Genomic DNA, 21,604 nt, shown 5'->3' on the forward strand with positions numbered 1-21,604 from the left:
TAGGGCGGCGGCGCATCTCGGACGGGGCCCCACACTAATGGTTCGCGCCGGTGCCCCGACCGGGTCCGTACACAGCAGTCCGCCTCCGGCGCGCAGGTCGCTGGAGGCGGAGTGTTCGCTATAGGGGGATATGGGGAGTTGAGGTGGTGCGGCGACGTGGTCCATGAGGCCGCGCCCGGTCGGTCCGGCGGGCTGCCCTGTCATCGTCAGACGGCAGCCTTCTTCAGCCGGCGCCGCTCGCGCTCGGACAGGCCGCCCCAAATGCCGAAGCGCTCGTCGTTGGCGAGCGCGTACTCAAGGCATTCGGAGCGGACTTCGCAGGCGAGGCAGACCTTCTTGGCCTCGCGGGTGGAGCCACCCTTCTCCGGGAAGAAGGACTCGGGGTCGGTCTGGGCGCACAGTGCGCGCTCCTGCCAGCCGAGCTCCTCATCCGCCTCCTCGACCAGCAATTCCTGGAACAGCTCGGTCATGTGCGCCCCTCGTCTGTCTTTACGTCCCCGTGATCAAGCCGTGATCGATTTCGGCTGAACGACACGAGTGAAATTACAAGTGTGGTGATCCGGGCCAGTCAAGCCGAGATCTGCTATTGGGCCTCTTATTCACTCGGCGGAACCAAGCGTATGCGGAAAGTGTTCAAATCTGTAAAAACCAGGACACTTCCCCGGGCGTGCCACCCGGCACATCCTCGTTGCTCACCAAGACGCGATCAGGCGGCATTCACGTTGCACCGCGCGCGCCGAAGCGGGGAAGATCACAGATGGATCACGGGACCGCAGCGGCGTTTGGAGGTGCGGTTGCCGGTCGATGTCTCCGCGTCGAGAACTGCACAAACCTTTCTCCGGGCGGAGTAACCGGATGAGGTGAAAGATTTACGGCAAACCAGTCATCCAGTTGACATCGCGGCGTGAACCCGGTCTCCTGGACCGCATGCCAGTGACTCCCGCGCTCCGACTGACCCGTGCCTACGGGTCGCTCTGCGCTGCGCAGGCTCGCTGTCGCTGTTCCAGCTGTCGAAGCCACTGAGCTCCAGCTTTTTCGCTCGCACCACCCCGCAGCGCCCCTGCTCCGCGTCGCCGCGCCGTGCCCCCCACAGGGAGAGCCCGCGCCGTGCCGCAGCCCTCCCCCAGCTACGGCTGGGACCCCAGCGCCTTGGCCGAGGAACCCGAACCCCCATGAACAGCGACGTCCAGATCGCCGGCGACCCGCTCGCCATCCCCCACCTGCTGCCGCCCGTTGCCTCGCACCCGTCCACCGTCGCCGGCTTCGCGGGGCTGGCCCGCTCGATCGCCGCCGACCGCGCCGCATGGGCGCCGCTCGTCCGCTACGACACCACGTCCCGCTGGTACCACCGGCTGCGTGCGGTTCCCCAGGCTCTCGGCTCCGCTCACGCGGGAGAGGTCCCCCTCGGCTACGAGGTGTGGCTGCTGAGCTGGGTGCCGGGCCAGGGCAGCGGCCGGCACGACCACGGGGCGTCCTCCGGTGTGCTGACCGTCCTGGAAGGCGAGTTGACCGAGCACGCCGGGACCGGACCCCGCACGCTCGCGGCCGGCGCCCAGCGGGTGTTCGCACCCGGCTACGTCCACGAGGTCGTCAACGACGCGCTGACCCCCGCCGTCAGCCTGCACATCTACTTCCCGGGCCTGACCAATATGCCGATGCACCCCAGTCAGGCGTCGGTCTCCGGGGGCGCGGCCGCCGCGTCCGAGGTGCTGGCCCCCTGACAACCGGTCGTGCGCCCCTGCCATGCTGGGGCCATGCGAATCGTGGTTCTGGCCGGCGGTATCGGCGGCGCCCGCTTTCTGCGGGGACTGAAGGCAGCGGCTCCGGACGCGGACCTCACCGTCATCGGCAACACCGGCGACGACATCCATCTGTTCGGGCTCAAGGTGTGCCCCGACCTCGACACCGTGATGTACACGCTCGGCGGTGGCATCAACGAGGAGCAGGGCTGGGGCCGCACCGACGAAACCTTCCGGGTGAAGGAGGAGTTGGCCGCCTACGGCGTCGGCCCCGAGTGGTTCGGGCTCGGTGACCGGGACTTCGCCACCCATATCGTGCGGACCCAGATGCTGGGCGCCGGGTATCCGCTCAGCGCCGTCACCGAGGCGCTGTGCGCGCGCTGGAAGCCCGGAGTGCGGCTGCTGCCGATGTCCGACGACCGGGTCGAGACCCATGTCGCGATCGACGAGATGGGCGAGCGCAAGGCGGTCCACTTCCAGGAGTACTGGGTGCGGCTGCGTGCCTCGGTGCCGGCGCATGCCGTGGTGCCGGTCGGCGCGGACCAGGCCAAGCCCGCTCCGGGCGTACTGGAGGCCATCGCCGAGGCGGATGTGGTGCTGTTCCCGCCGTCCAACCCGGTGGTCAGCATCGGGACGATCCTGGCGGTGCCGGGCATCCGTGAGGCCATCGCGGACGCCGGGGTGCCGGTGGTCGGTCTCTCGCCGATCGTCGGCGACGCCCCCGTGCGCGGGATGGCCGACAAGGTGCTGGCGGCGGTGGGCGTGGAGGCGACCGCCGCGGCCGTCGCCCGCCACTACGGCTCCGGGCTGCTGGACGGCTGGCTGGTCGACTCCGTGGACGCGGATGCCGTGGCCGAGGTCGAGTCGGCCGGGATCCGCTGCCGGGCCGTGCCGCTGATGATGACCGACCTGGACGCCACGACCACGATGGTGCGCGAGGCGCTGGCCATGGCCGAGGAGGTCCGGGCGTGAACGGTGCCGCCGAGGTGCCCGCGTTCCGGGTGTGGGCGCTTCCGGGAGTGCCCGAGGTGCGGCCCGGCGATGACCTCGTCAAGCTGATCGCCGCGGCGGCGACCGCCGATGGCCTGCCCCAACTCGCCGACGGTGACGTGCTGTTGGTGACCTCGAAGATCGTCAGCAAGGCCGAGGGCCGGGTGATCGAGGCCACCGACCGCGAGGCGGCGATCGACCGGGAGACGGTGCGGGTGGTGGCCCGGCGCGGCCCCCTGCGGATCGTGCAGAACCGGCAGGGCCTGGTGATGGCCGCGGCCGGTGTGGACGCCTCCAACACCCCTTCGGGAACGGTGCTGTTGCTGCCGGAGGACCCGGACGCCTCGGCGCGCGCCCTCCGGGCGGGCCTGCGCACCGAGCTCGGCGTCGACGTCGGCGTCGTCATCAGCGACACCTTCGGGCGGCCGTGGCGCAACGGTCTCACCGATGTCGCCATCGGGGCTGCCGGGGTGCGGGTGCTGGACGATCTGCGCGGCGGCACGGATACGTACGGCAATCCGCTCAGCGCGACGGTGGTGGCCACCGCCGACGAACTGGCCGCCGCGGGCGACCTGGTGAAGGGGAAGGCCGCCGGGCTGCCGGTCGCGGTGGTGCGCGGGCTCCCCCATGTCGTCGAGGAGGCGGGCGACGGCGCCGGGGCACGCGTCATGGTGCGCAGCGCCGAGGACGACATGTTCCGGCTGGGCACCTCGGAGGCCGTACGGGAAGCGGTGACGGCGCGGCGTACGGTGCGCGCCTTCCGCACCGAGCCGGTCGATCCGGGGGCGGTCCGGCGCGCGGTGGCGGCGGCGCTCACGGCCCCGGCGCCGCATCACACCACGCCGTGGCGGTTCGTCCTCCTGGAGTCGCCGCAGGCGCGGGTGCGGCTCCTGGACGCGATGCGGGACGCCTGGATCGCGGATCTGCGGGGTGACGGCAAGTCGGAGGAGTCCATCGCCAAGCGGGTGCGGCGGGGCGACGTGCTGCGTACCGCGCCGTATCTGGCGGTGCCGTGCATGGTGATGGACGGCTCGCACAGCTACCCCGATGCGCGGCGCAGCGCGGCGGAGCGCGAGATGTTCGTCGTGGCCCATGGCGCGGGGATCCAGAACTTCCTGGTCGCGCTGGCGGGCGAACGTCTGGGCTCCGCCTGGATCTCGTCGACGATGTTCTGCCGGGACGTGGTCCGCGAGGTGCTGGGGCTCCCCGAGAACTGGGAGCCGATGGGGGCGGTGGCCGTCGGACATCCGGCGGCAGCACCGGCGCCCCGTCCGGCGCGGACCGCCGACGACTTCGTCGTCGTGCGCTGATCCGCGCCTTCGCCACGGAGTCAGAGCCGGGCGATGTCCCCCACGGGGAACCGTGGGGCGCGGCGCGGCGGGACGCGGCCGGACAGCAGGATCAGCCGGGCCGCGCGGTGCCGCTGGCCCTCGTACGGGGCGAGGAGTTCGAGCATCTCCTCATCGGTGGTGCCGCGGCGGCCGGTGAGGGCATAGCCGATGATCTTCGGCAGATGGAGATCGCCGACCGTGATCGCGTCCGGTGCGCCGAGGGTGCGCTGGAGGGTCTCAGCGGCCGTCCAGGCACCGATGCCCGGTATCGCCGTCAGCCGGCGGGTGGCGTCCGCGAGATCCATCCGCGCGGCCTCCTCCATCCGGCGGGCGGCCCGCACGGCGCGCAGGATCGTGGACGAGCGCTTGGCGTCGACGCCCGCGCGGTGCCACTCCCAGGAGGGGATCAGCGCCCAGCCGCGCGGGTCCGGCATCACCCGCATCCGTTCCCAGGGGCCGGGGGCGGGCTCGCCGTGCCGCTGGAGCAGGAGCCGCCAGGCGCGGTAGGCCTCGTCGGCGGTGACCTTCTGCTCCAGGACCGAGGGGATCAGCGACTCCAGGACCAGACCGGTCCTCGCGAGCCGGACGCCGGGGTGGCGGCGGCGGGCCTCATGGACGATGCGGTGCCGGGCGGTCAGTTCCGCCGGGTCGTCGGACTCCCCCAGCAGGTCGGGCAGGTGGTCCAGCAGCCAGTCGGCGCCCGGACCCCAGGCCTCGGCCTCGACGCCGCCGTCGGACGGGCGGGCCGCGACGCGCAGCGTGCCGGGACCCTGGGGCGTACGGCAGGCCCGCCACAGCTCGCCGCCGCGCGCCGCGAACGCGGGGTCGCCGGGACCGCGCCGCAGCACACCCAGCGTGCGGTGCAGGTCGAACGGGCCGGGCGGAAGCCAGGTGCGGGCGGGCATGCGGCCAGATTAGGCGATGCGGCCGGGGCGGTGCCGGGGCCTGTGGACAACGGGGGCGGGCCGCCGGTGACCGGCCTGTCAGGACGGCGGCGGGCCCCCGGTTCAGGACGGGCAGCCCCCCGGTGACCGGCTTACTGGTCGGAGGAGAAGCGCACCGACCCGGCCGGGATGTCGGCGTCGCACCAGATGCGGATGCCGCCGCGCAGTTCGTTGTCGGCGCCGATCCGCGCGCCGTCGCCGATGACCGCGCCGTCCAGGACCGTACGGGCCCCGATGTGCGCGCCGGCGCCGATCAGCGAGTCACGGATCTGGGCGCCCTCCTCGATGACCGCGCCTTCGAGGACGGCGCTGCCGTCGATCCGGGCGCCGGAGCCGATGACGGTGCGCGGGCCGGCGACGGTGCCGCCGGTGAGCTTGGCGTCGGGGGCGACCTCGGCGCTCTCCAGCACCAGGCGGTCCCCGCGGCGGCCGGGCACCGCCGGGGACGGGGCGCGGCCCAGGACCAGGTCGGCGGAGCCGCGGACGAAGGCCTGCGGGGTGCCGAGGTCGAGCCAGTACGTGGAGTCGACCATGCCCTGGAGGTGGGCGCCCTCGGCGAGCAGGCCGGGGAAGGTCTCGCGTTCGACGGAGACCGGGCGGCCGGCCGGGATGGTGTCGATGACCGACCGGTTGAAGACATAGGCGCCGGCGTTGATCTGGTCGGTGACGATCTCTTCGGGGGTCTGCGGCTTCTCCAGGAAGGCGGTGACCCGGCCGGTGTCGTCGGTGGGCACCAGGCCGAAGGCGCGCGGGTCCTCGACCCGGGTGAGGTGCAGCGAGACATCGGCGCCGGAGGTGCGGTGGGTGCCGACGAGGGCCGCGATGTCCAGGCCGGTGAGGATGTCACCGTTGAAGATCAGTACCGGGTCGTCGGGACCGGAGTGCAGCCGCGAGGCGACATTGCGGATGGCGCCGCCGGTGCCCAGCGGCTCGTGCTCGGTGACGTACTCCAGGTGCAGGCCCAGCGCCGACCCGTCGCCGAAGTACGGCTCGAAGACCTCGGCGAGGTAGGAGGTGGCGAGGACGATGTGCTCGACGCCGGCGGCCCGGGCGCGGGCCAGCTGATGGGTCAGGAACGGCACACCGGCCGCCGGGACCATCGGCTTGGGCGTATGCACCGTCAGCGGGCGCAGCCGGGTGCCCTTACCGCCGACCAGGAGGATCGCTTCAGTCACTGTGTCCTCTGTTCGCTTCTCCGCCCGCGCGGCGCAGCGGTGCGGCTCTCGTCGTCGACCACAGCCCGGCGGCTGCACGTGCGACGCTCACGGTGTCTTCTCTGCTTCCTGCTGGGGTCGGCCGACCGGCGGACCAGTGTAGGCAGACGGGCATCCGGGCGCCCCCGGCGGTGGGGGTACCTCCGTGCTGTTCAGGCCACGGGGCGGCGCGGGGCCGGGGGCGCAAACGTCGTGGTCGCCAAGACGTGTCAAGGGCAGGGACGGTTCGGTGGTCCCTGCAACATGCACCATGACGAACGCCCGCAAACCCGTGCACTGCCGCCGGGCGGCCGCAGCAGATCAGCGGCCCTGGAGCCCGGCGGCGGCGAGACGGGCGGCACCGAGCTTGTTGTAGAGATGCAGGCCCGGGCAGTCGGTGGTGAAGCCGTCCCGGTGGCCGGAAATGACGTGCAGCGGGACCTTGGAGCCCTTGGGGAAACGGTTTCCGCCGGCGGACAGCAGCTTGGTCATCTTGCGCGGATCGACGCCGTACAGGCCGAGCTTCCAGGCCGTCAGACGGGCGATGGCGTCGACGGCGGGCCGGGGCGGCTCGTCGTCGGTGAAGGTGCCGAGGACGGCGATGCCGGTGCTGTCGGCGTTGAAGCCGAGGGTGTGGGCGCCCATGACGGGCTTGGCGACGCCGCCCGCCCGGCCCTCGTAGACCGTTCCGCACTTGTCGATGAGGAAGTTGTAGCCGATGTCCCGCCAGCCGTTGCTCTTGACGTGGAAGCGGTACATGGCGCGGATCAGCGCGGGGGCCTCGTCGCAGGTGTAGTCGTTGCCGGAGCCGCTGTGGTGGACGAAGGCGGCGCGGACGGTGTGGGTATAGATGAAGGCCTTCTCCCGCAGATCCTCGTCGGCGCCCCAGCCTGCCCGGGTGACGATCCGGGGGCGTGCTCCGACGAAGGCGCGGGGCGGGGACAGCAGGCCCGCCGCGGCGATATCGGCCAGGGAGGCGACCTGGTCGAGGGCCGGGATCTCGGTGGCGCCGAGCGGGGTGAGCAGGGCGTTGGCCGCGGAGGCCGCGGCCGCACCGGTGCTGATCGGGGCGGGCGGGTCGGCGTGCGCCCCGCGGAGGGCGCGCGGGGTCCGGCCGGGGTCGACGAGTTCCAGCCGCAGCCCGGACGGGACGGCGGCCGGTGCGCGGTCGCTGTTCTCGGGGGTGATGCGCAGTTGGACGGCGTCGGAGTCGCCCACCCACAACGGCGAGGTGCTGCCCCGTACGTCGCTGCCGTGCCGTTCGGCGGAGCCGAGGTCGGGGGCGTCGTCGTTGTGGACCTGGACGTCCTGCCAGTCGGACCACCTGGTGGTGCCGGTGGCGCGGGTGCGGACCTGGACCCGGCCGTGCAGCGCGGCGGCGGCGTCGTCCCAGACCACCCCGAGGAGGGAGAACGGGTGCACGGTACGGGCGGGCAGGCCGAGCGTCCTGGGCGCGGGCACCGTCGCGGAGTCGCGGTCGGTGGTGTCGGGGGCGGCTGCGCCGAGCGTCGCCACCGGCAGGGACTGGGTGCTGCCGGGCAGGTCACCGGTGCTCGTGGCACGCGGCGCTGCGGCCGGGACGGGAGCGGTGCTCGCACCGGCCGTCGGTGCGAGGGGCAGGGCGAGGGCGGCGGTGCACACGGCGCCGAGACAGGTCACGAGGAAGGGGCGCATGGACAAAATCCTGGACATGTCCGGACCGAACGCGCCAACGGTGACCTGACAGGACATCGGCCGATCCGGTGGCCCCGGCCCGTTCCGCCCGACCCGCCGTCAGCCGCCGCCGCGCGTACCCTGGCCGCGATGAACGCCACCGATCGCACCCCCGCCGACCTGCTGAGTTCCGCGCTCGCCGCGGACCCGGCCCGCCCGCTGGTGACCTTCTACGACGACGCCACCGGCGAGCGTGTGGAACTGTCCGTCGCCACCTTCGCCAATTGGGTGGCCAAGACCGCCAACTACCTCCAGGGCGATCTGGCCGCCGAGCCCGGCGACCGGCTCGCGCTGCTGCTGCCCGCGCACTGGCAGACCGCCGTCTGGCTGCTGGCCTGCTCGTCGGTGGGCGTGGTCGCGGAGGTGGACGGCGATCCGGCCGCCGCCGATCTCGTCGTCGCCGGGCCCGACCGGCTCGACGCGGCGCGCAGCTGCTCCGGGGAGCGGGTGGCGCTGGCGCTGCGCCCGCTGGGCGGCCGTTTCCCGCAGCCGCCGGAGGGCTTTGCGGACTACGCCGTCGAGGTGCCGGCCCAGGGCGACCGGTTCGCCCCGTTCGCGCCGGTGGACCCGGGGGCTGCGGCCCTGGTGGTGGGCGGCGAGGAGCTGACCGGCGCCGGTATCGGGGCGCGCGCCCTGGCCGACGCGGCGGCGGCCGGGATGCCCGAGGCGCCGCGGGTGCTGTCGGGGCTGCCGTACGACGGCTGGCAGGGCCTGGCGTACGGGCTCTACGCCCCGCTGGCGAGCGGTGGTTCCGTGGTGCTGTGCCGCCACGCCGACCAGCTGGGCGCGGATGCCGCGGCCACCCGGGAGAGCAGCGAGAAGATCACCTTCAGGGCGCCGTCGCCGCACTGAGCGGCGCTCCCCCGTCCGGCGGACCGGCAGCGCCCGTGGCGGGCCGGTTCGCCCGTCTCGGTCCATGATCTTGAGTACGTACAACCATGCGCGGGGTTCGTCCGTCTCCTGTTCCGTCCGGGATCCTCGTGCGGGCGCGAGACCGACTCCATGAGGGATGGACGCACAGGTGACCGATACCCCCGAGCCTCCACGGTTCGCCGGCTGGGACGAGCGCCCCGCCGGGGGGCCGGGATCCGGACGGCCGGGGTGGCGAGGCCTCCTGCCGGTCCACACGCGCTGGCGGCGCTGGGCCGCGCTCGGGGCGGCCGGTGTCCTGCTGGCCGGGGCCGGGAGCGGCTGGGCGGTGTACACCAAGCTCAACGGCAATATCCACACCGACAGCGCCACCGAGCGAGAGCTGCGGAAGTGGGAGTCCGAACGGCCCCCCGCGGGCCCGCCGAACGCCAGGAACGTCCTGCTGATCGGCTCCGACAGCCGGATGGGCGGCAACCGCCAATACGGCAGCAGCAGCGGCCAGCGCTCGGACACCATGATGCTGCTGCACCTCGCCGCGGACCGGAAGAGCGCCAGCGTGGTGAGCATCCCGCGCGATCTGATGGTGGACGTGCCGCACTGCAAGCGCCCGGACGGCACGGAGACCGAACTGCGGACGGCCCAGTTCAACGCGGCGTTCGCGCTCGGCGGCGCGGCCTGCACGATCCGTACGCTCGAAAAGCTGACCGACATCCGCATCGACCACTACTTGATCGTCGACTTCGTCGGCTTCAAGAACATGGTGGACGCGGTGGACGGCGTCGAGCTCTGTCTGCCCCGGCCGGTGCACGACGCCGAAGCGCATCTCACCCTGCCCGCGGGCCGGCAGACCCTGCACGGTGAGGCCGCGCTCGGATACGTACGGGCCCGCAAGAGCCTCGGCAACGGCAGCGACACCCAGCGTATGCAGAGGCAGCAAGACTTTCTTGGCGCTCTCGTGAAGAAAGTGCAGAGCAATGGTGTCCTGCTCAATCCGACCCGGCTGTATCCGGTGTTGGATGCCGCGACGAGTTCACTGACCACGGATGCCGCGCTGGCCTCCCTGAAGGAGCTGTACGAATTGGTGCGCAGTGCCCGCAGCATTCCCGCCGGCCGGGTCCGGTTCATGACCGTGCCGCGCCGGGAGTACCGCTACGATCCCAATCGCGATGAGCTGGTCCAGCCGGACGCCGGCCGGCTCTTCGGGCAACTGCACGGGGATCTTCCGGTGACGGTGAAACCCCCGCCCGGCACCGGGAAGAAACCGGTCCGCGCGGGAGGCGGATCCCCGGCCGGCCGGACGGACGGCGCACCCTCGCCGTTGCCGAGTTCGGGCCTATCCATTCCCGGGACGACGGTGGCACACGGGATCTGCGAATAAAGATGCCGCAAAGTACGCCTGGTGACTCGAATGGATTGGGCGGATTGCCCAGTTGTAGGCAAGTGGAATTTGTCACGAGCGTCGCGGGGCGCTGAACTGGGCGGATAGTGTGTGCGATCCGGTCGCAGGACCAGCTGACCGATGACCATGCAATGCACGATCGACCGACCGAGCGCCTTGAGGGGATGGCGCCGCGTGGCACCGACGGAGGACTTAAGGCACCGTGGACGCGCAAGGCCGTGGGCGGGCGGGCGACAACAATGTCGACCCCGCCGATCAGTGGGTGTTCGACCCGAACACCGGCAATTACGAGCTGCGACTTGACCCTGCCGGTCAAGGCGCCGCTCGGCCCGCCGACCGCAAGACGGCCGGCTCCAGACGTGCCGCGAGCAAGTCGGGCGGCGACACCGACACCCGGCCGCTGCCGACCCAGCGCGGCCGCCGGGGCGAGAGCACCGATGCCGACGAACGCCCCGGTGGCGGGCGGGCGGCCCGGCGGGCGGCCGGCAGCCGTACGGCGTCGGCCGCGGGCCCGGCGAGCCGCCGGAAGCGCAAGCCGCAGAAGTCCGGGAAGAAGAAGGCGCTGTACTGGACGGCCGGTGTGGTGGGCTTCGTCCTCGTCGCCGGCTGCGGTGGGGCGTTCTACCTCTACCAGCAGCTGAACGGCAACATCTCCAAGGTCGATGTCGGCGTGGAGAACGACGCGGTCTCCGACGGCCCGGTCAACGTCCTCATCATCGGGACGGACTCCCGCTCCGGGAAGGGCAATGCGGGCTACGGCGACGCCGGCAGCGTGGGGCACGCGGACACCACGATCCTGATGCACATCTCCAAGGACCGGTCGAACGCCACCGCGCTGAGCATCCCGCGCGACATGATCACCGACATCCCGAAATGTCCGACGAAGCAGAAGGACGACTCGACGAAGAACATCCCCGGCGAGCAGGGGGTGCGCTTCAACACCAGCCTGGGCCAGGAGGGCCGGGACCCCGGCTGCACCTGGCGCACCGTCGAGAAGCTGACCGGGCTGAAGATAAATCACTTCATGATGGCCGACTTCAACGCGGTCAAGGAGCTGTCCAACGCGGTCGACGGCGTCGAGGTGTGTGCGGGCAAGGACATCAACGACCCCAAGTCGCACCTGAAGTTGAAGGCCGGCCGGCACATCGTCAAGGGCGAGCAGGCGCTGGCGTTCGTCCGTACCCGGCACACCGTCGGCTTCGGCAGCGACCTGAGCCGTATCGAGCTGCAGCAGCAGTTCCTCAGCTCGCTGATCCGCAAGCTGAAGTCCAGCGCCTTCAGCAGCCCCGGCAAGCTCTACGACGTCAGCCAGGCGGCGACCAAGGCGCTCACCGTCGACACCGGTATCGGTTCCGCGAGCAAGCTGCTGGACTTCGGTACCGACCTCAAGAAGGTCGACATCGACAAGGTCACCTTCGCCACGGTGCCGGTGCTGGACAACCCCAAGGACCCGGCCACCGTCATCCTCGACAAGACCAAGGCGGACCCGCTGTTCGCGATGGTCCGGGCCGACCACACCCTGGCCAAGGGCAAGAAGGGCAAGGGCAAGAAGTCCGGTCCGGTGAAGAAGGCCCCGCCCGAGCAGGTACGGGTCGACGTCACCAACGGCGGCGGGCCGATCGGTTCGGCGCAGGAGACGGTGGACTGGCTGCAGAACAGCAAGGCCGCCAAGCTCTCCACCAACGCGGGCAACGCCCCGGCGAAGCTGGCCGCCACCCGCCTCGAATACGCGCCCAACCAGGCCGACCAGGCCGCCACTCTGGCCGACTGGATGGGGCTGCCCAAGAGCGCGCTGAAGAAGTCGTCGCAGAACGCCGGTGACCGCGAGCCGATGAAGCTCGTCCTCGGCAAGGACTTCAAGGCACCGGGCTCACCGGTCGAGGCACCGACCGAAACCCCGGACGGGGTGCAGAACGTCAATGCAGATGACAAGAACATCTGCGCGAAGTGACCTGAGCGGGATCCGGCCGCCCCGCCGAGGCGCCGAGCGCACCATCGGACGGACAACGGGGAGAGGGCCAGATGCGGCAGAGCAGTGTGCGTGGTGACCGATCACGCCGGCGACGCCAGCCGGATGCACAGGAGCTGGGCTGGGACGACGGTCTGTACGAGGACAAGGGGCTGCCGCCGGACGCACCCGGCTGGACGCCCCCCGCGGGCGGCGGTGTGTCCTCCGGTGACGGCAACGGCCCCGCAGGGGGCGGCGGGCACCGCAAAGGGGGCCCGCCGCGCCGCGGCAAGGGCCGCAAGGTGCTGCGCTGGACCGCCCTCACCCTCTCCGTCCTGATAGTGGGCGGCGCGGGCGCCGGGTACTGGTACTACGAGCACCTCAACGCGAACCTCCGCAAGGCCCCGCGGTCCCTGGGCGGGGACGGCCTGAAGAAGCCGGACCCCAACGCCTTCGGGCAGAGCCCGCTGAACATCCTGCTGCTGGGCTCGGACGGCCGGAACAGTAAGGCGAACATCAAGCTCGGCGGCGCCCGGCAGGACGCGGACCGCAAGCCGCTCGCCGACGTGCAGATGCTGCTGCACGTCTCCGCGGACCGCAGCAACATGTCGGTGATCTCCATCCCGCGGGACACCCGGGTGACGATCCCGCAGTGCACGGACCCGAAGACCCACGAGGTCTTTCGGCAGACCTCCGCGGCCATCAACCAGTCGCTCCAGCACGGCGGTCCGGGCTGCACCCTCGCCACCTGGCAGGAGCTGACCGGCGTCTACATCGACCACTTCATGATGGTCGACTTCTCCGGCGTGGTGGACATGGCGGACGCCATCGGCGGTGTCCCGGTCTGCGTCGACAACAACGTCTATTCGCACGACAGCAAGGGCCACGGCAGCGGGCTGAGGCTCACCAAGGGCACCCACTCCGTCAAGGGCATCCAGGCGCTGCAGTGGCTGCGCACCCGCTACGGCTTCGAGGACAACACCGACATCGGCCGGGCCAAGGCCCAGCACATGTACATGAACTCGATGGTCCGCCAGCTGAAGAAGGGCACCAAGCTCACCGACCCGGGGCAGCTGCGTGATCTGGCGGAGGCCGCGACCAAGTCGCTGACCGTCGACAACGGGCTCGACACCGTCAAGAAGCTCTACGACCTGGGCGGCGACCTCAACCGGGTGCCGACCAAGCGCATCACGATGGTCACCATGCCCTGGCAGTACAGCTCCGACGAGTCGTACGTCATGCCCAAGCCCGGCGACGCGGAGGCGACCTTCGCGCTGCTGCGCAACGACACCGCGCTGGACGGCAAGGACAAGAAGAAGAAGGCGACGCCGGACCCCGAGCCGTCAACTCCCAAGGGCCGGCTGAAAGTTGTGGTGCAGAACGGCACCAACAGCACGGTGAACGGGCCGGTCTCCGGCCGCGCGTCGGTCGTCCAGCAGCGGCTGTCCGGCCTCGGCTACACCGCGGCAGGGACCGACTCCGCGCTCACCACCCAGGCCGACACCACCCTCACGTACCGGGACAAGGGTCAGCGGGGCGACGCCCTGGCGCTGGCGAAGGCGCTCGGACTGCCCAAGGGCGCGGTCCGGGAGTCCAGTTCGGCCACCGGGATGCGGCTGGTGGTCGGCAACGACTGGCGTAACGGCTCGGCGTACCCGAAGAAGTCGGGCGACGAGAAGGGCGCCGACAAGGCGCCGGACAGCGCGGATGCGCTCAACGGCGAGGACTCCAAGGCCTGCATGAAGGTGAATCCGCAGTACGCCTTCTGATCCGCAGACACCTTTCAGGGCTGCCGGCGGCCCCTGCTTGTTTTTTCCCCGCCGCCCACCCCCCTTCGGGGGGTGGGCGGGTGTAGAGGGGAGGTTCCCGCAGGAGGCCGGGCCGGCTGCTCCGCCCCGGCCGCGGAAACCCGGCCGGTCAGCCCCGGCCGCGGAAACCCGGCTGCTCCGCCCCGGCCGCGGAAACCCGGCCGGTCAGCCTCGGCCCCGGAAGCCGGCCCTGCTCGGCCCCGCCCGCCAGGACCTACTCGGCCCCGCCCGCCGGAGCCATGACCGCCGGGCGGCGGCTGGCGATGACCCTCTTGGCGAGGGAGCGGGGGCTGGTCAGGAAGCCCACGCCCCAGGCCATGTGCATGGTGGCCAGGGCGAGGGGGACCTGGGCGCGCGCCTTGAGCGACAGGCCCTTGCCGGCGGGCACCGACCCCGCAGCGATGGCCGCGAGATAGCCGGCCGGGACGACCAGGGCCCAGGGGGTGACCGCAGCGCCGGCCACCAGGCCCGCCGCGATGGCGCACACCGCGGTCGGCGGCGCGAGATAGCGCAGATTGATCGAACCGGCGTGGTAACGGGCCACGACATGGCGCCACTTGCCGTAGTCCTTGTACTGCTTGGCCAGCGCCTTGATGCTCGGCCGCGGGCGGTACTGCACCCGCAGCTCGGGCGAGAACCAGACCTGCCCGCCGGCCTCACGGATACGGAAGTTCAGCTCCCAGTCCTGGGCACGGATGAACTCCTCGTTGTAGCCGCCCTGCTGCTCCAGCGCCTCGCGCCGGAACACCCCGAGATAGACCGTCTCGGCAGCTCCCGCCTGCCCGCCCGTGTGGAAGGCGGCATTGCCCACACCGATCCTGGAGGTCATCGCGGCGGCGACCGCGTCCTCCCAGGCGTTCTCCCCCTCGGCGTGCATGATGCCGCCGACATTCGCGGCGCCGGTCTCCTCCAGGAGGCGCACGGCGGTGGCGATGTAGTTCGGCGAGAGCATGCCGTGGCCGTCGACACGGACCACGACCGGGTGCCGGGACGCCTTGATCGCGGCGTTCAGCGCGGCGGGGGTACGGCCGGTGGGGTTCGGCACCGTGTGCACCCGGGCGTCTTCGGCGACGAGCTCGGCGGCGATCTCGTCCGTACGGTCCGCGGACGGACCGAGGGCGATCACCACCTCCATCTCACCGGCGTACTCCTGTTCCAGGATGTGCCGGACCGAATTGCGCAGGTGACGTTCCTCATTGAGCACCGGCATGATCACGGAGACGGCCGGGGGCTGCTGCTGCGGCATGGTTCCTCAGGGGTACGGCCCGCGGCGGAGCCGCCAGCGACGGCAGCGCCCGCCGGGAGACTGCAGTATCGCGGCTCACGTTACCGCGAATGGGGGACAGCGTCGGACGCAGCCGGGTGGGCGAGCGACGCATGCCCGGCGTGTGGCGCTTTACATCCGATCATATGGACCTACGGTGTTCTCGCCTGATTCGCCCATGTTTGCCTTCTCCCCCGGCCCTGACCTGCTCCCCCCGCCGGGCACCGAGCACGCCCGTCCAGCCGCGGAGGTGTCCCCCGTGACCGCGCCGTTCCGCTCCCCCCGTCCGGCCAGGCGCCGAGCCGCCCGGCCGAGCCCGCGCCCACCGGGCCCGCGCTGGGGGCTGCGGATCGGCGCCGTCACGTCCGTGCTGCTGCTGGCCGCGAGCGGCGTCGGGCACGCCATGGTCACCGGCGTGGAGAGCGGTATCGGCCGGGTGGACGCCTTCAAGGGGATGAGCAACCGGCCCGGGGGCGGCGACGGACTGAACTTCCTGGTCGTCGGCACGGACGGGCGCGACAAGCTCACCCCCGACGAGAAGCGGAAGTACCACCTGGGCGGCGCACCCTGTCACTGCACCGACACCCTGATGCTGGTGCACCTCTCCGCCGACCGGGACCGCGCCAGCGTGGTCAGCCTCCCCCGCGACTCCTACGCCGAGGTCCCCGCGCATACGGACGCGGTCACCGGCCGACAGCGCGCGAAGCACGCCATCAAGCTGAACGCGGCCTACGCCGAGGGCGGGCCCAACCTCACCGTGCGGACCGTCGAGCACATGACGGGGGTGCATATCGACCACTATCTGGAGGTCGACTTCACCAGCTTCATGCGCAGCGTGGACGCGGTGGGCGGGGTGGAGATCTGCACCGTACGGCCGCTGCGCGACAGCTATACGGGCCTGGATCTGCCGGTCGGCAAGTCGCGGCTCAACGGCGGGCAGGCGCTGCAGTACGTGCGCTCGCGGCATGTCGACGGCTCCGCCGACCTCGGCCGGATGCAGCGCCAGCAGCGCTTCCTGGCCGCCCTCATCCACAAGATCACCTCCTCCGGAGTGCTGATGAACCCGATCCGTTTCCGGGACGTCGCCGACACGATGCTCAAGTCCGTACGGGCCGACTCGGGCTTCGAGGCCAATGACCTGGTCGACCTCGGGCAGGCGATGCGCGGCTTCACCCCCTCGTCCTCGGAGTTCACCTCCGTGCCGCTGGGCGATGTGGCCCAGCCGGTGCCGGGCGTCGGCTCGACCGTGCGATGGGATCCGGTGCAGGCGCCGAAGCTCTTCCAGGCGATCCGCGAGGACAAGCCGATCGCGGTGCGCCGGGACCGCAAGGAGCCGCGGGCCAGGGTCGTGGACGTACCGCCGGGGCAGGTCCAGGTGCAGGTCGACCACGGCGGCGACCCGGGCGGTCCGGGCGCCACGATGGTCAGGGAATTGCAGGCCACCGGCTTTGCCACCACCGCCGCCCCCGACAGCTCCCCCGTCGCCAGGGCGCCCCGTACGGTCATCGCCTACGACCCGCGCTGGGACCGCTCGGCCCGCTCGCTGGCCGCCGCGCTGCCGGGCGCCGAGCTGCGGCCGGTGGCCGGGCGGGGGCCGGTGATGCAGGTGACGGTTGGCCAGGACCGCCAGGCGGTGCAGCGGGTACGGGCCGAGGAGCCGCCGCAGAAGCCCGGTGGGATCTCGGCGATCACCGGTGATGAGGCAGTGTGCCCATGACCGAGCGCAGCATGGGGGTCTCCCCGGCCGGAGGCCGGTGGATCTTCCTCCGAGGGTGCGCGCCTCGCGCAGGTGAGGCCGAGCGAAGCGAGGCTGCGGCATGAGCGTCCCCGCACCCCGCCGGACCGCGTCCAGGCCGCCCGTGCGCCGCCCGGACGCCCGCTGCGACGCGCGCCGGATCGCGGTGGCCATCACGGCGATGTGCCTGGTCGCGGCGACCGCCGCCGCGGCGCCGCCGGCGCCCCCCGCACCGACCGGCTGCGGGGATCTGGTGCGCGGCCAGCTGTGTCTGCGCGGCCCGGTGGGGGCCGACGGTACGTACACCGCGGCCTACCGGCGGCACGGGCCGGCGGCCGGCCTCGCCGAGATCCTCGTGCGGCTGGGTTATCAGCGCAAGAACGACCGGATCACCGCCTTCCCCGGCTGGTTCGGCACCCGGCGGACACAGGGCGGCGCGGTCGTGCTGAGCGGCCGGGTGGAGATGCTCGCGGATGAGTGCATCCGGGGCGTCATGGAGCGTGGCGAGACGGTCTACGTCACGAAGTGGAGCTGCAGTTGATGTCCTGGATGTCCTGAAAGGGGCGCATCGTGTGGCAGGTTGTGCTGGGCGTCACCCCCACCACGGTGGCGCTCTTCCTGGTCCTGGCGCTGGCCATGGCCATGGCGTTCGCCCTGTGGACGGCGCTCACCCCCGGCGGCGGCGCGCCCCGCACCACGGCCCGGATGCTGCTGACCGGCTGGCTGCTGCTGCTCCTGGTGGCGACGCTCGCGCCGAGCCAGCCGATCGGCTCCGGGGACGCGACGGTGTGGTGGCGGCCCGGTGACGGGCTGTTCGATCTGGGTGCGCAGCTGGAGCCCGGGGAGCTGACGATGCTGGTGCGCCGGCAGATCGCCAATGCCGCGCTGTTCGTGCCCGCATCGGTGCTGCTGAGGTTCGCGGCGCCGCGGGCCTCGGCCGCCGTGGCGTTTCTGCTGGGCGTGGGGCTGTGCTTGGTCATCGAGACGGCCCAGCTGCTGATGCGGGCCGGGCGGGTGGCCGATATCGACGATGTGATCTGTGCGGCGGCCGGCACCGTCATCGGCGCGGGCCTGGCGCTGCTCGGGCAGCTGGCGGTCGCCGCCGCTATGCGTCGTCGAGGCCTTCCGCGGCGCGCCGTTCGCGCAGCTCCATGATCGCGCGTCGCCGGGCGAGGCGGTGCGTCCGGCGGATCTGCGCCTCCTGGTAGCGGCGCTTGTCGCGCTCGGTCTCGGGGATCACCGGCGGCACCCGGCGCGGCTTGCCCTGCTCGTCGACGGCGGCGAAGACCAGGTAGGCGGAGCCGACCTGCTGGGCCGGGGTGGATTCGTTCCAGCGCTCGGCCAGGACCCGTACGCCGACCTCCATCGAGGAGCGGCCGGTCCAGTTGACCTGGGCGCGCACATGGACGAGGTCACCGATCCGGATGGGTTCGAGGAAGGCCATCTCGTCCATGGAGGCGGTCACGGCGGGCCCGCCGGAATGGCGTCCGGCCACCGCGCCCGCCGCGTCGTCGACGAGTTTCATGATCACGCCGCCGTGCACCGTTCCCAGGAGGTTCGTGTCACCCGCCGTCATGATGTGGCTGAGTGTGATGCGGGACACGGACGTGGGCTTGCCCACCATCTCGCCCTCGGGGCTTTCGGTGACGAGTTCGGTCATACAGCCAGCCTAAGCGGCGGTCGCAGGGCACTGCTCCGCACCAATCGTGAGACTGGTCTCGCCATTTGCCCAGGTCCGTGATGCAGGTCTCACCCGTCTCGCCGGAAACCATCCGGAATGGTTGCTTCCATTCGTGCAGGTCGGAATGGTCATGGCCCCTTGCGGTATGCGCCGGAAGGCCGCCGTAGCTTTGCATCAGCTCTGCAACAGCCCTGGCCCGATCCCGCACCCGCTCTATGGAGGAGCCCCGTAGGGCATGCACACTTCCCCGTATGAATGAGTGGCCCAATGGGTGGTCCGGCGACCAGAGCGGCAACCGGTACGGACACGGCAGCGGCAGCGCCGAGGCGGAGGGTGCGCGCGCGATGCCACAGGTGCGTCGCGACGCGGGCCCCGGCTATCAGCGGCACGAGCCTCCGCTGCCGCCGTCGATGTCCCCACACCGGGGCGCAAGCGTGCCGCCGCAGCAGTCCCAGGGCTACGACGACGCATACGACGGCTACAACACCGGCCAGGTCTACGGCGGCGGCCGCGGTGGCGATGACGGCTACGACGACGGCTACGGCTCCGGCCGCGGCGGCCGGCCGCGCCCCCGCTGGGGCCGGCGCATCAAGTGGACGGTCATCACCCTGGTCGCGGTGCTGGCGGTCGCCTCGGTGGCCACCTACTTCTGGGCCGACGGCAAGCTCCGCCGCCAGGTGGACCTGAGCAAGGTCATCGACCGGCCGGCGACGGGCGACGGCACGAACTACCTGATCGTCGGCTCGGACAGCCGCGAGGGCATGTCGGCGGCGGAAAAGCAGAAGCTGCACACCGGCTCCGCCGAGGGCAAGCGCACCGACTCCATGATGATCCTGCACGACGGCAGCAACGGCCCGACGCTGATATCCCTGCCGCGTGACTCGGACGTGGAGATACCCTCCTTCGTCGGCTCGGACTCCGGCAAGAAGTACCCGGGCACCGGGCGGCACACCAAGCTCAACGCGGCCTACGCCGAGGACGGCCCCGAGCTGCTGGTGCGCACCGTCGAGTTCAACACCAAGCTGCACATCGACCACTACGTCGAGATCGGCTTCGCCGGCTTCGCCGGCATCGTGGACGCCATCGGCGGCGTCGAGATGGACATCCCCAAGGCGTTCAAGGACAAGAACTCCGGCGCCGACTTCCCGGCCGGCAAGCAGACGCTGAACGGCCAGCAGGCGCTCGCCTTCGTCCGGACCCGGCACGCCTTCGCCGGCCAGGACCTGGACCGGACGAAGAACCAGCAGAAGTTCCTGGCGACCCTGGCGAGCCAGACCGCCACTCCCAGTACCGTCCTCAACCCCTTCAAGCTCTACCCGACGATGAGCGCCGGCCTGGACACCCTCATCGTCGACAAGGACATGAGCCTGTGGTCCCTGGGCAACATGTTCTTCGCGATGAAGGGCGTGACCGGCGGCGAGGGCAAGTCGATGAACATGCCGATCTCCGGCAGCACCGGCGGCAACCTGGTCTGGGACAAGGCCAAGCTCCGGCAGCTCGTCCAGCAGCTGAACAACGACGAGAAGGTCACGGTCTCCGGCAACTGACCGAGAGCCCGACAGCGCGAGGGGCCCCGGACCGCAGTGGCGGTCCGGGGCCCCTCGCGCTGCGCCGTGCCGCTTACTGCGGCAGGTTGCGCGCCATCACGATCCGCTGGACCTGGTTGGTGCCCTCGTAGATCTGCGTGATCTTGGCGTCCCGCATCATCCGCTCGACCGGGTAGTCACGGGTGTAGCCGTAGCCGCCGAGCAGCTGGACGGCGTCCGTGGTGATCTCCATGGCGGCGTCCGAGGCGTAGCACTTGGCCGCGGCGCCGAAGAACGTCAGGTCCTCGTTCTTGCCGCCGGCGGAGATCCGCTCGGACCTGGCCGCGGCGGCGTAGGTGAGCTGACGGGCCGCCTCCACCTTCATGGCCATGTCGGCGAGCATGAACTGGACGCCCTGGAAGTCGCCGATCGGCTTGCCGAACTGCTTGCGCTCCTGGACATAGCCCTTGGCGTAGTCCAGTGCGCCCTGGGCGATGCCGAGGGCCTGGGCCGCGATGGTGATACGGGTGTGGTCCAGGGTCTTCATGGCGGTGGCGAAGCCGGTGCCCTCCGCGCCGATCATGCGGTCGGCCGGGATCCGGACGTTGTCGAGGTAGACCTCGCGGGTCGGGGAGCCCTTGATGCCGAGCTTCCGCTCCGGGGCGCCGAACGAGACGCTTTCGTCCCCCTTCTCGACGACGAAGGCCGAGATGCCCTTGGAGCGCTTCTCCGGGTCGGTGACGGCCATCACCGTGTAGGAGTCGCTGACACCGGCGTTGGTGATCCAGCGCTTGACGCCGTTGAGGATGTAGTGGTCACCGTCGCGGACGGCCTTGGTCTTCATTCCGGCCGCGTCGGAGCCGGCGTCCGGCTCGCTCAGGCAGTACGAGAACATCGTGTCGCCCTTGGCCAGCGGGCCCAGGTACTTCGCCTTCAGTTCCTCGGAGCCCGAGAGGATCACCGGGAGCGAACCGAGCTTGTTGACCGCCGGTATGAGGGAGGACGAACCGCAGACGCGGGCCACCTCCTCGATGACGATGACGGTCGCCAGCGCATCGGCGCCGGCACCGCCGTAGGCCTCCGGTACGTGGACGGCGTGCAGATCGTTGGCGACCAGTGCGTCGAGCGCTTCCTGCGGGAAGCGGGCCTCCTCGTCCACCGCGGCGGCGAACGGCGCGATTTTCGCCTCGGCGAGCGAGCGCACCGACTCGCGGAGCATGTCGTGCTCCTCGGACGGCCGGTACAGATCGAAATCAGCGGTTCCCGCCACGCTTTCTCACTCCCCTGTGAGCTGTCGGCAGTGCTAACTACCGTTAAGTAACCCTTTACCTCTCCGGATTCTAGGCGTCCGCACCGGCCTGCGGATACGTGAGGTTGCCGACAGTTACAGACCTGCTCGCGCGACGGCTGGAGGAGGCCCTGCCAGGCCCGACTATGCTCGGTCAGCGCCGTTTTCCTCAGCC

Annotated in this window: 18 protein-coding genes; 11 read left to right on the forward strand and 7 right to left on the reverse strand. The window is 71.3% G+C overall.

Annotated elements, in window-relative coordinates; all coding sequences use genetic code 11:
- Window positions 1-206: 206 nt before the first annotated feature.
- The gene (locus ACGFWI_RS24800) at window positions 207-470 is read right to left on the reverse strand and encodes a WhiB family transcriptional regulator (RefSeq protein ID WP_003983763.1); all 264 of its coding nucleotides are present in this window, start codon (window positions 468-470) and stop codon (window positions 207-209) included.
- A 702-nt stretch (window positions 471-1,172) separates the two neighbouring features.
- Here ACGFWI_RS24800 and ACGFWI_RS24805 point away from each other — a divergent pair.
- The 3 genes from ACGFWI_RS24805 to ACGFWI_RS24815 are packed head-to-tail and all read left to right on the forward strand — an operon-like array spanning window position 1,173 to window position 4,039.
- Complete coding sequence (locus ACGFWI_RS24805) at window positions 1,173-1,721, forward strand: cysteine dioxygenase (RefSeq protein ID WP_393908209.1); 549 nt, start codon at window positions 1,173-1,175, stop codon at window positions 1,719-1,721.
- 33 nt (window positions 1,722-1,754) lie between these two features.
- Window positions 1,755-2,711, forward strand: coding sequence for a 2-phospho-L-lactate transferase (gene cofD, locus ACGFWI_RS24810; RefSeq protein ID WP_393908210.1), 957 nt, complete (start codon window positions 1,755-1,757; stop codon window positions 2,709-2,711).
- Complete coding sequence (locus ACGFWI_RS24815; RefSeq protein ID WP_393908211.1) at window positions 2,708-4,039, forward strand: coenzyme F420-0:L-glutamate ligase; 1,332 nt, start codon at window positions 2,708-2,710, stop codon at window positions 4,037-4,039. Before cofD ends, ACGFWI_RS24815 begins: the two co-directional genes overlap by 4 nt.
- Before the next feature lie 20 nt (window positions 4,040-4,059).
- Here ACGFWI_RS24815 and ACGFWI_RS24820 read toward each other — a convergent pair whose 3' ends face one another.
- From ACGFWI_RS24820 to ACGFWI_RS24830, 3 genes are all read right to left on the reverse strand, one after another.
- Entirely contained in the window at window positions 4,060-4,965 is a 906-nt protein-coding gene (locus ACGFWI_RS24820) for a DNA-3-methyladenine glycosylase family protein (protein ID WP_393908212.1), read from the reverse strand.
- Between the two features lie 131 nt (window positions 4,966-5,096).
- Entirely contained in the window at window positions 5,097-6,179 is a 1,083-nt protein-coding gene (locus ACGFWI_RS24825) for a sugar phosphate nucleotidyltransferase (protein ID WP_393908213.1), read from the reverse strand.
- Between the two features lie 339 nt (window positions 6,180-6,518).
- A complete protein-coding gene (locus ACGFWI_RS24830; RefSeq protein ID WP_393908214.1) occupies window positions 6,519-7,871 on the reverse strand; it encodes a peptidoglycan recognition protein in 1,353 nt (450 codons plus the stop codon).
- Window positions 7,872-8,000: 129 nt separating this feature from the next.
- Here ACGFWI_RS24830 and ACGFWI_RS24835 point away from each other — a divergent pair, with 129 nt between their 5' ends.
- From ACGFWI_RS24835 to ACGFWI_RS24850, 4 genes are all read left to right on the forward strand, one after another.
- Complete coding sequence (locus ACGFWI_RS24835) at window positions 8,001-8,762, forward strand: TIGR03089 family protein (RefSeq protein WP_393908215.1); 762 nt, start codon at window positions 8,001-8,003, stop codon at window positions 8,760-8,762.
- 169 nt (window positions 8,763-8,931) lie between these two features.
- A complete protein-coding gene (locus tag ACGFWI_RS24840) occupies window positions 8,932-10,158 on the forward strand; it encodes an LCP family protein (RefSeq protein ID WP_393908216.1) in 1,227 nt (408 codons plus the stop codon).
- Window positions 10,159-10,381: 223 nt separating this feature from the next.
- A complete protein-coding gene (locus tag ACGFWI_RS24845; RefSeq protein WP_393908217.1) occupies window positions 10,382-12,130 on the forward strand; it encodes an LCP family protein in 1,749 nt (582 codons plus the stop codon).
- Between the two features lie 71 nt (window positions 12,131-12,201).
- Complete coding sequence (locus ACGFWI_RS24850; protein WP_393908218.1) at window positions 12,202-13,896, forward strand: LCP family protein; 1,695 nt, start codon at window positions 12,202-12,204, stop codon at window positions 13,894-13,896.
- A 253-nt stretch (window positions 13,897-14,149) separates the two neighbouring features.
- Here the strand turns inward: ACGFWI_RS24850 and ACGFWI_RS24855 are convergent, their stop codons facing one another.
- On the reverse strand, window positions 14,150-15,181 hold the full coding sequence (locus ACGFWI_RS24855; RefSeq protein ID WP_393908219.1) for a glycosyltransferase family 2 protein: 1,032 nt from the start codon (window positions 15,179-15,181) through the stop codon (window positions 14,150-14,152).
- Between the two features lie 277 nt (window positions 15,182-15,458).
- Between ACGFWI_RS24855 and ACGFWI_RS24860 the strand changes: the two genes are divergently transcribed.
- The 3 genes from ACGFWI_RS24860 to ACGFWI_RS24870 all read left to right on the forward strand — a co-directional run bounded on the left by ACGFWI_RS24860 (window position 15,459) and on the right by ACGFWI_RS24870 (window position 18,089).
- Window positions 15,459-16,916: an LCP family protein gene (locus ACGFWI_RS24860; protein ID WP_393908220.1), complete on the forward strand. Its 1,458-nt coding sequence runs from the start codon at window positions 15,459-15,461 to the stop codon at window positions 16,914-16,916.
- A gap of 100 nt (window positions 16,917-17,016) precedes the next feature.
- Window positions 17,017-17,475 (forward strand): hypothetical protein, encoded by a 459-nt coding sequence (locus ACGFWI_RS24865; protein WP_393908221.1) that lies wholly within the window; start codon window positions 17,017-17,019, stop codon window positions 17,473-17,475.
- A 29-nt stretch (window positions 17,476-17,504) separates the two neighbouring features.
- Window positions 17,505-18,089, forward strand: coding sequence for a VanZ family protein (locus ACGFWI_RS24870; RefSeq protein WP_393908222.1), 585 nt, complete (start codon window positions 17,505-17,507; stop codon window positions 18,087-18,089).
- Here the strand turns inward: ACGFWI_RS24870 and ACGFWI_RS24875 are convergent.
- Entirely contained in the window at window positions 18,040-18,594 is a 555-nt protein-coding gene (locus ACGFWI_RS24875) for an acyl-CoA thioesterase (protein ID WP_393908223.1), read from the reverse strand. The genes ACGFWI_RS24870 and ACGFWI_RS24875 overlap by 50 nt on opposite strands.
- A gap of 272 nt (window positions 18,595-18,866) precedes the next feature.
- On the opposite strand from ACGFWI_RS24875, the gene ACGFWI_RS24880 reads away from it, so the two are divergent.
- Window positions 18,867-20,162 (forward strand): LCP family protein, encoded by a 1,296-nt coding sequence (locus tag ACGFWI_RS24880; RefSeq protein WP_393908224.1) that lies wholly within the window; start codon window positions 18,867-18,869, stop codon window positions 20,160-20,162.
- A gap of 73 nt (window positions 20,163-20,235) precedes the next feature.
- On the opposite strand, the gene ACGFWI_RS24885 is transcribed toward ACGFWI_RS24880, so the two are convergent.
- The gene (locus ACGFWI_RS24885; RefSeq protein WP_393908225.1) at window positions 20,236-21,411 is read right to left on the reverse strand and encodes an acyl-CoA dehydrogenase family protein; all 1,176 of its coding nucleotides are present in this window, start codon (window positions 21,409-21,411) and stop codon (window positions 20,236-20,238) included.
- Window positions 21,412-21,604: the final 193 nt, after the last annotated feature.

The organism is Streptomyces sp. NPDC048434, from assembly GCF_043200375.1.
Lineage (GTDB): Bacteria > Actinomycetota > Actinomycetes > Streptomycetales > Streptomycetaceae > Streptomyces.

Coding starts and splice junctions, on each gene's coding strand:
- ACGFWI_RS24800 (WP_003983763.1), bottom strand. CDS start 470: ATGACCGAGCTGTTCCAGGAATTGCTGGTCGAGGAGGCGGATGAGGAG.
- ACGFWI_RS24805 (WP_393908209.1), top strand. CDS start 1,173: ATGAACAGCGACGTCCAGATCGCCGGCGACCCGCTCGCCATCCCCCAC.
- cofD (WP_393908210.1), top strand. CDS start 1,755: ATGCGAATCGTGGTTCTGGCCGGCGGTATCGGCGGCGCCCGCTTTCTG.
- ACGFWI_RS24820 (WP_393908212.1), bottom strand. CDS start 4,965: ATGCCCGCCCGCACCTGGCTTCCGCCCGGCCCGTTCGACCTGCACCGC.
- ACGFWI_RS24830 (WP_393908214.1), bottom strand. CDS start 7,871: ATGCGCCCCTTCCTCGTGACCTGTCTCGGCGCCGTGTGCACCGCCGCC.
- ACGFWI_RS24835 (WP_393908215.1), top strand. CDS start 8,001: ATGAACGCCACCGATCGCACCCCCGCCGACCTGCTGAGTTCCGCGCTC.
- ACGFWI_RS24850 (WP_393908218.1), top strand. CDS start 12,202: ATGCGGCAGAGCAGTGTGCGTGGTGACCGATCACGCCGGCGACGCCAG.
- ACGFWI_RS24855 (WP_393908219.1), bottom strand. CDS start 15,181: ATGCCGCAGCAGCAGCCCCCGGCCGTCTCCGTGATCATGCCGGTGCTC.
- ACGFWI_RS24865 (WP_393908221.1), top strand. CDS start 17,017: ATGAGCGTCCCCGCACCCCGCCGGACCGCGTCCAGGCCGCCCGTGCGC.
- ACGFWI_RS24875 (WP_393908223.1), bottom strand. CDS start 18,594: ATGACCGAACTCGTCACCGAAAGCCCCGAGGGCGAGATGGTGGGCAAG.
- ACGFWI_RS24880 (WP_393908224.1), top strand. CDS start 18,867: ATGAATGAGTGGCCCAATGGGTGGTCCGGCGACCAGAGCGGCAACCGG.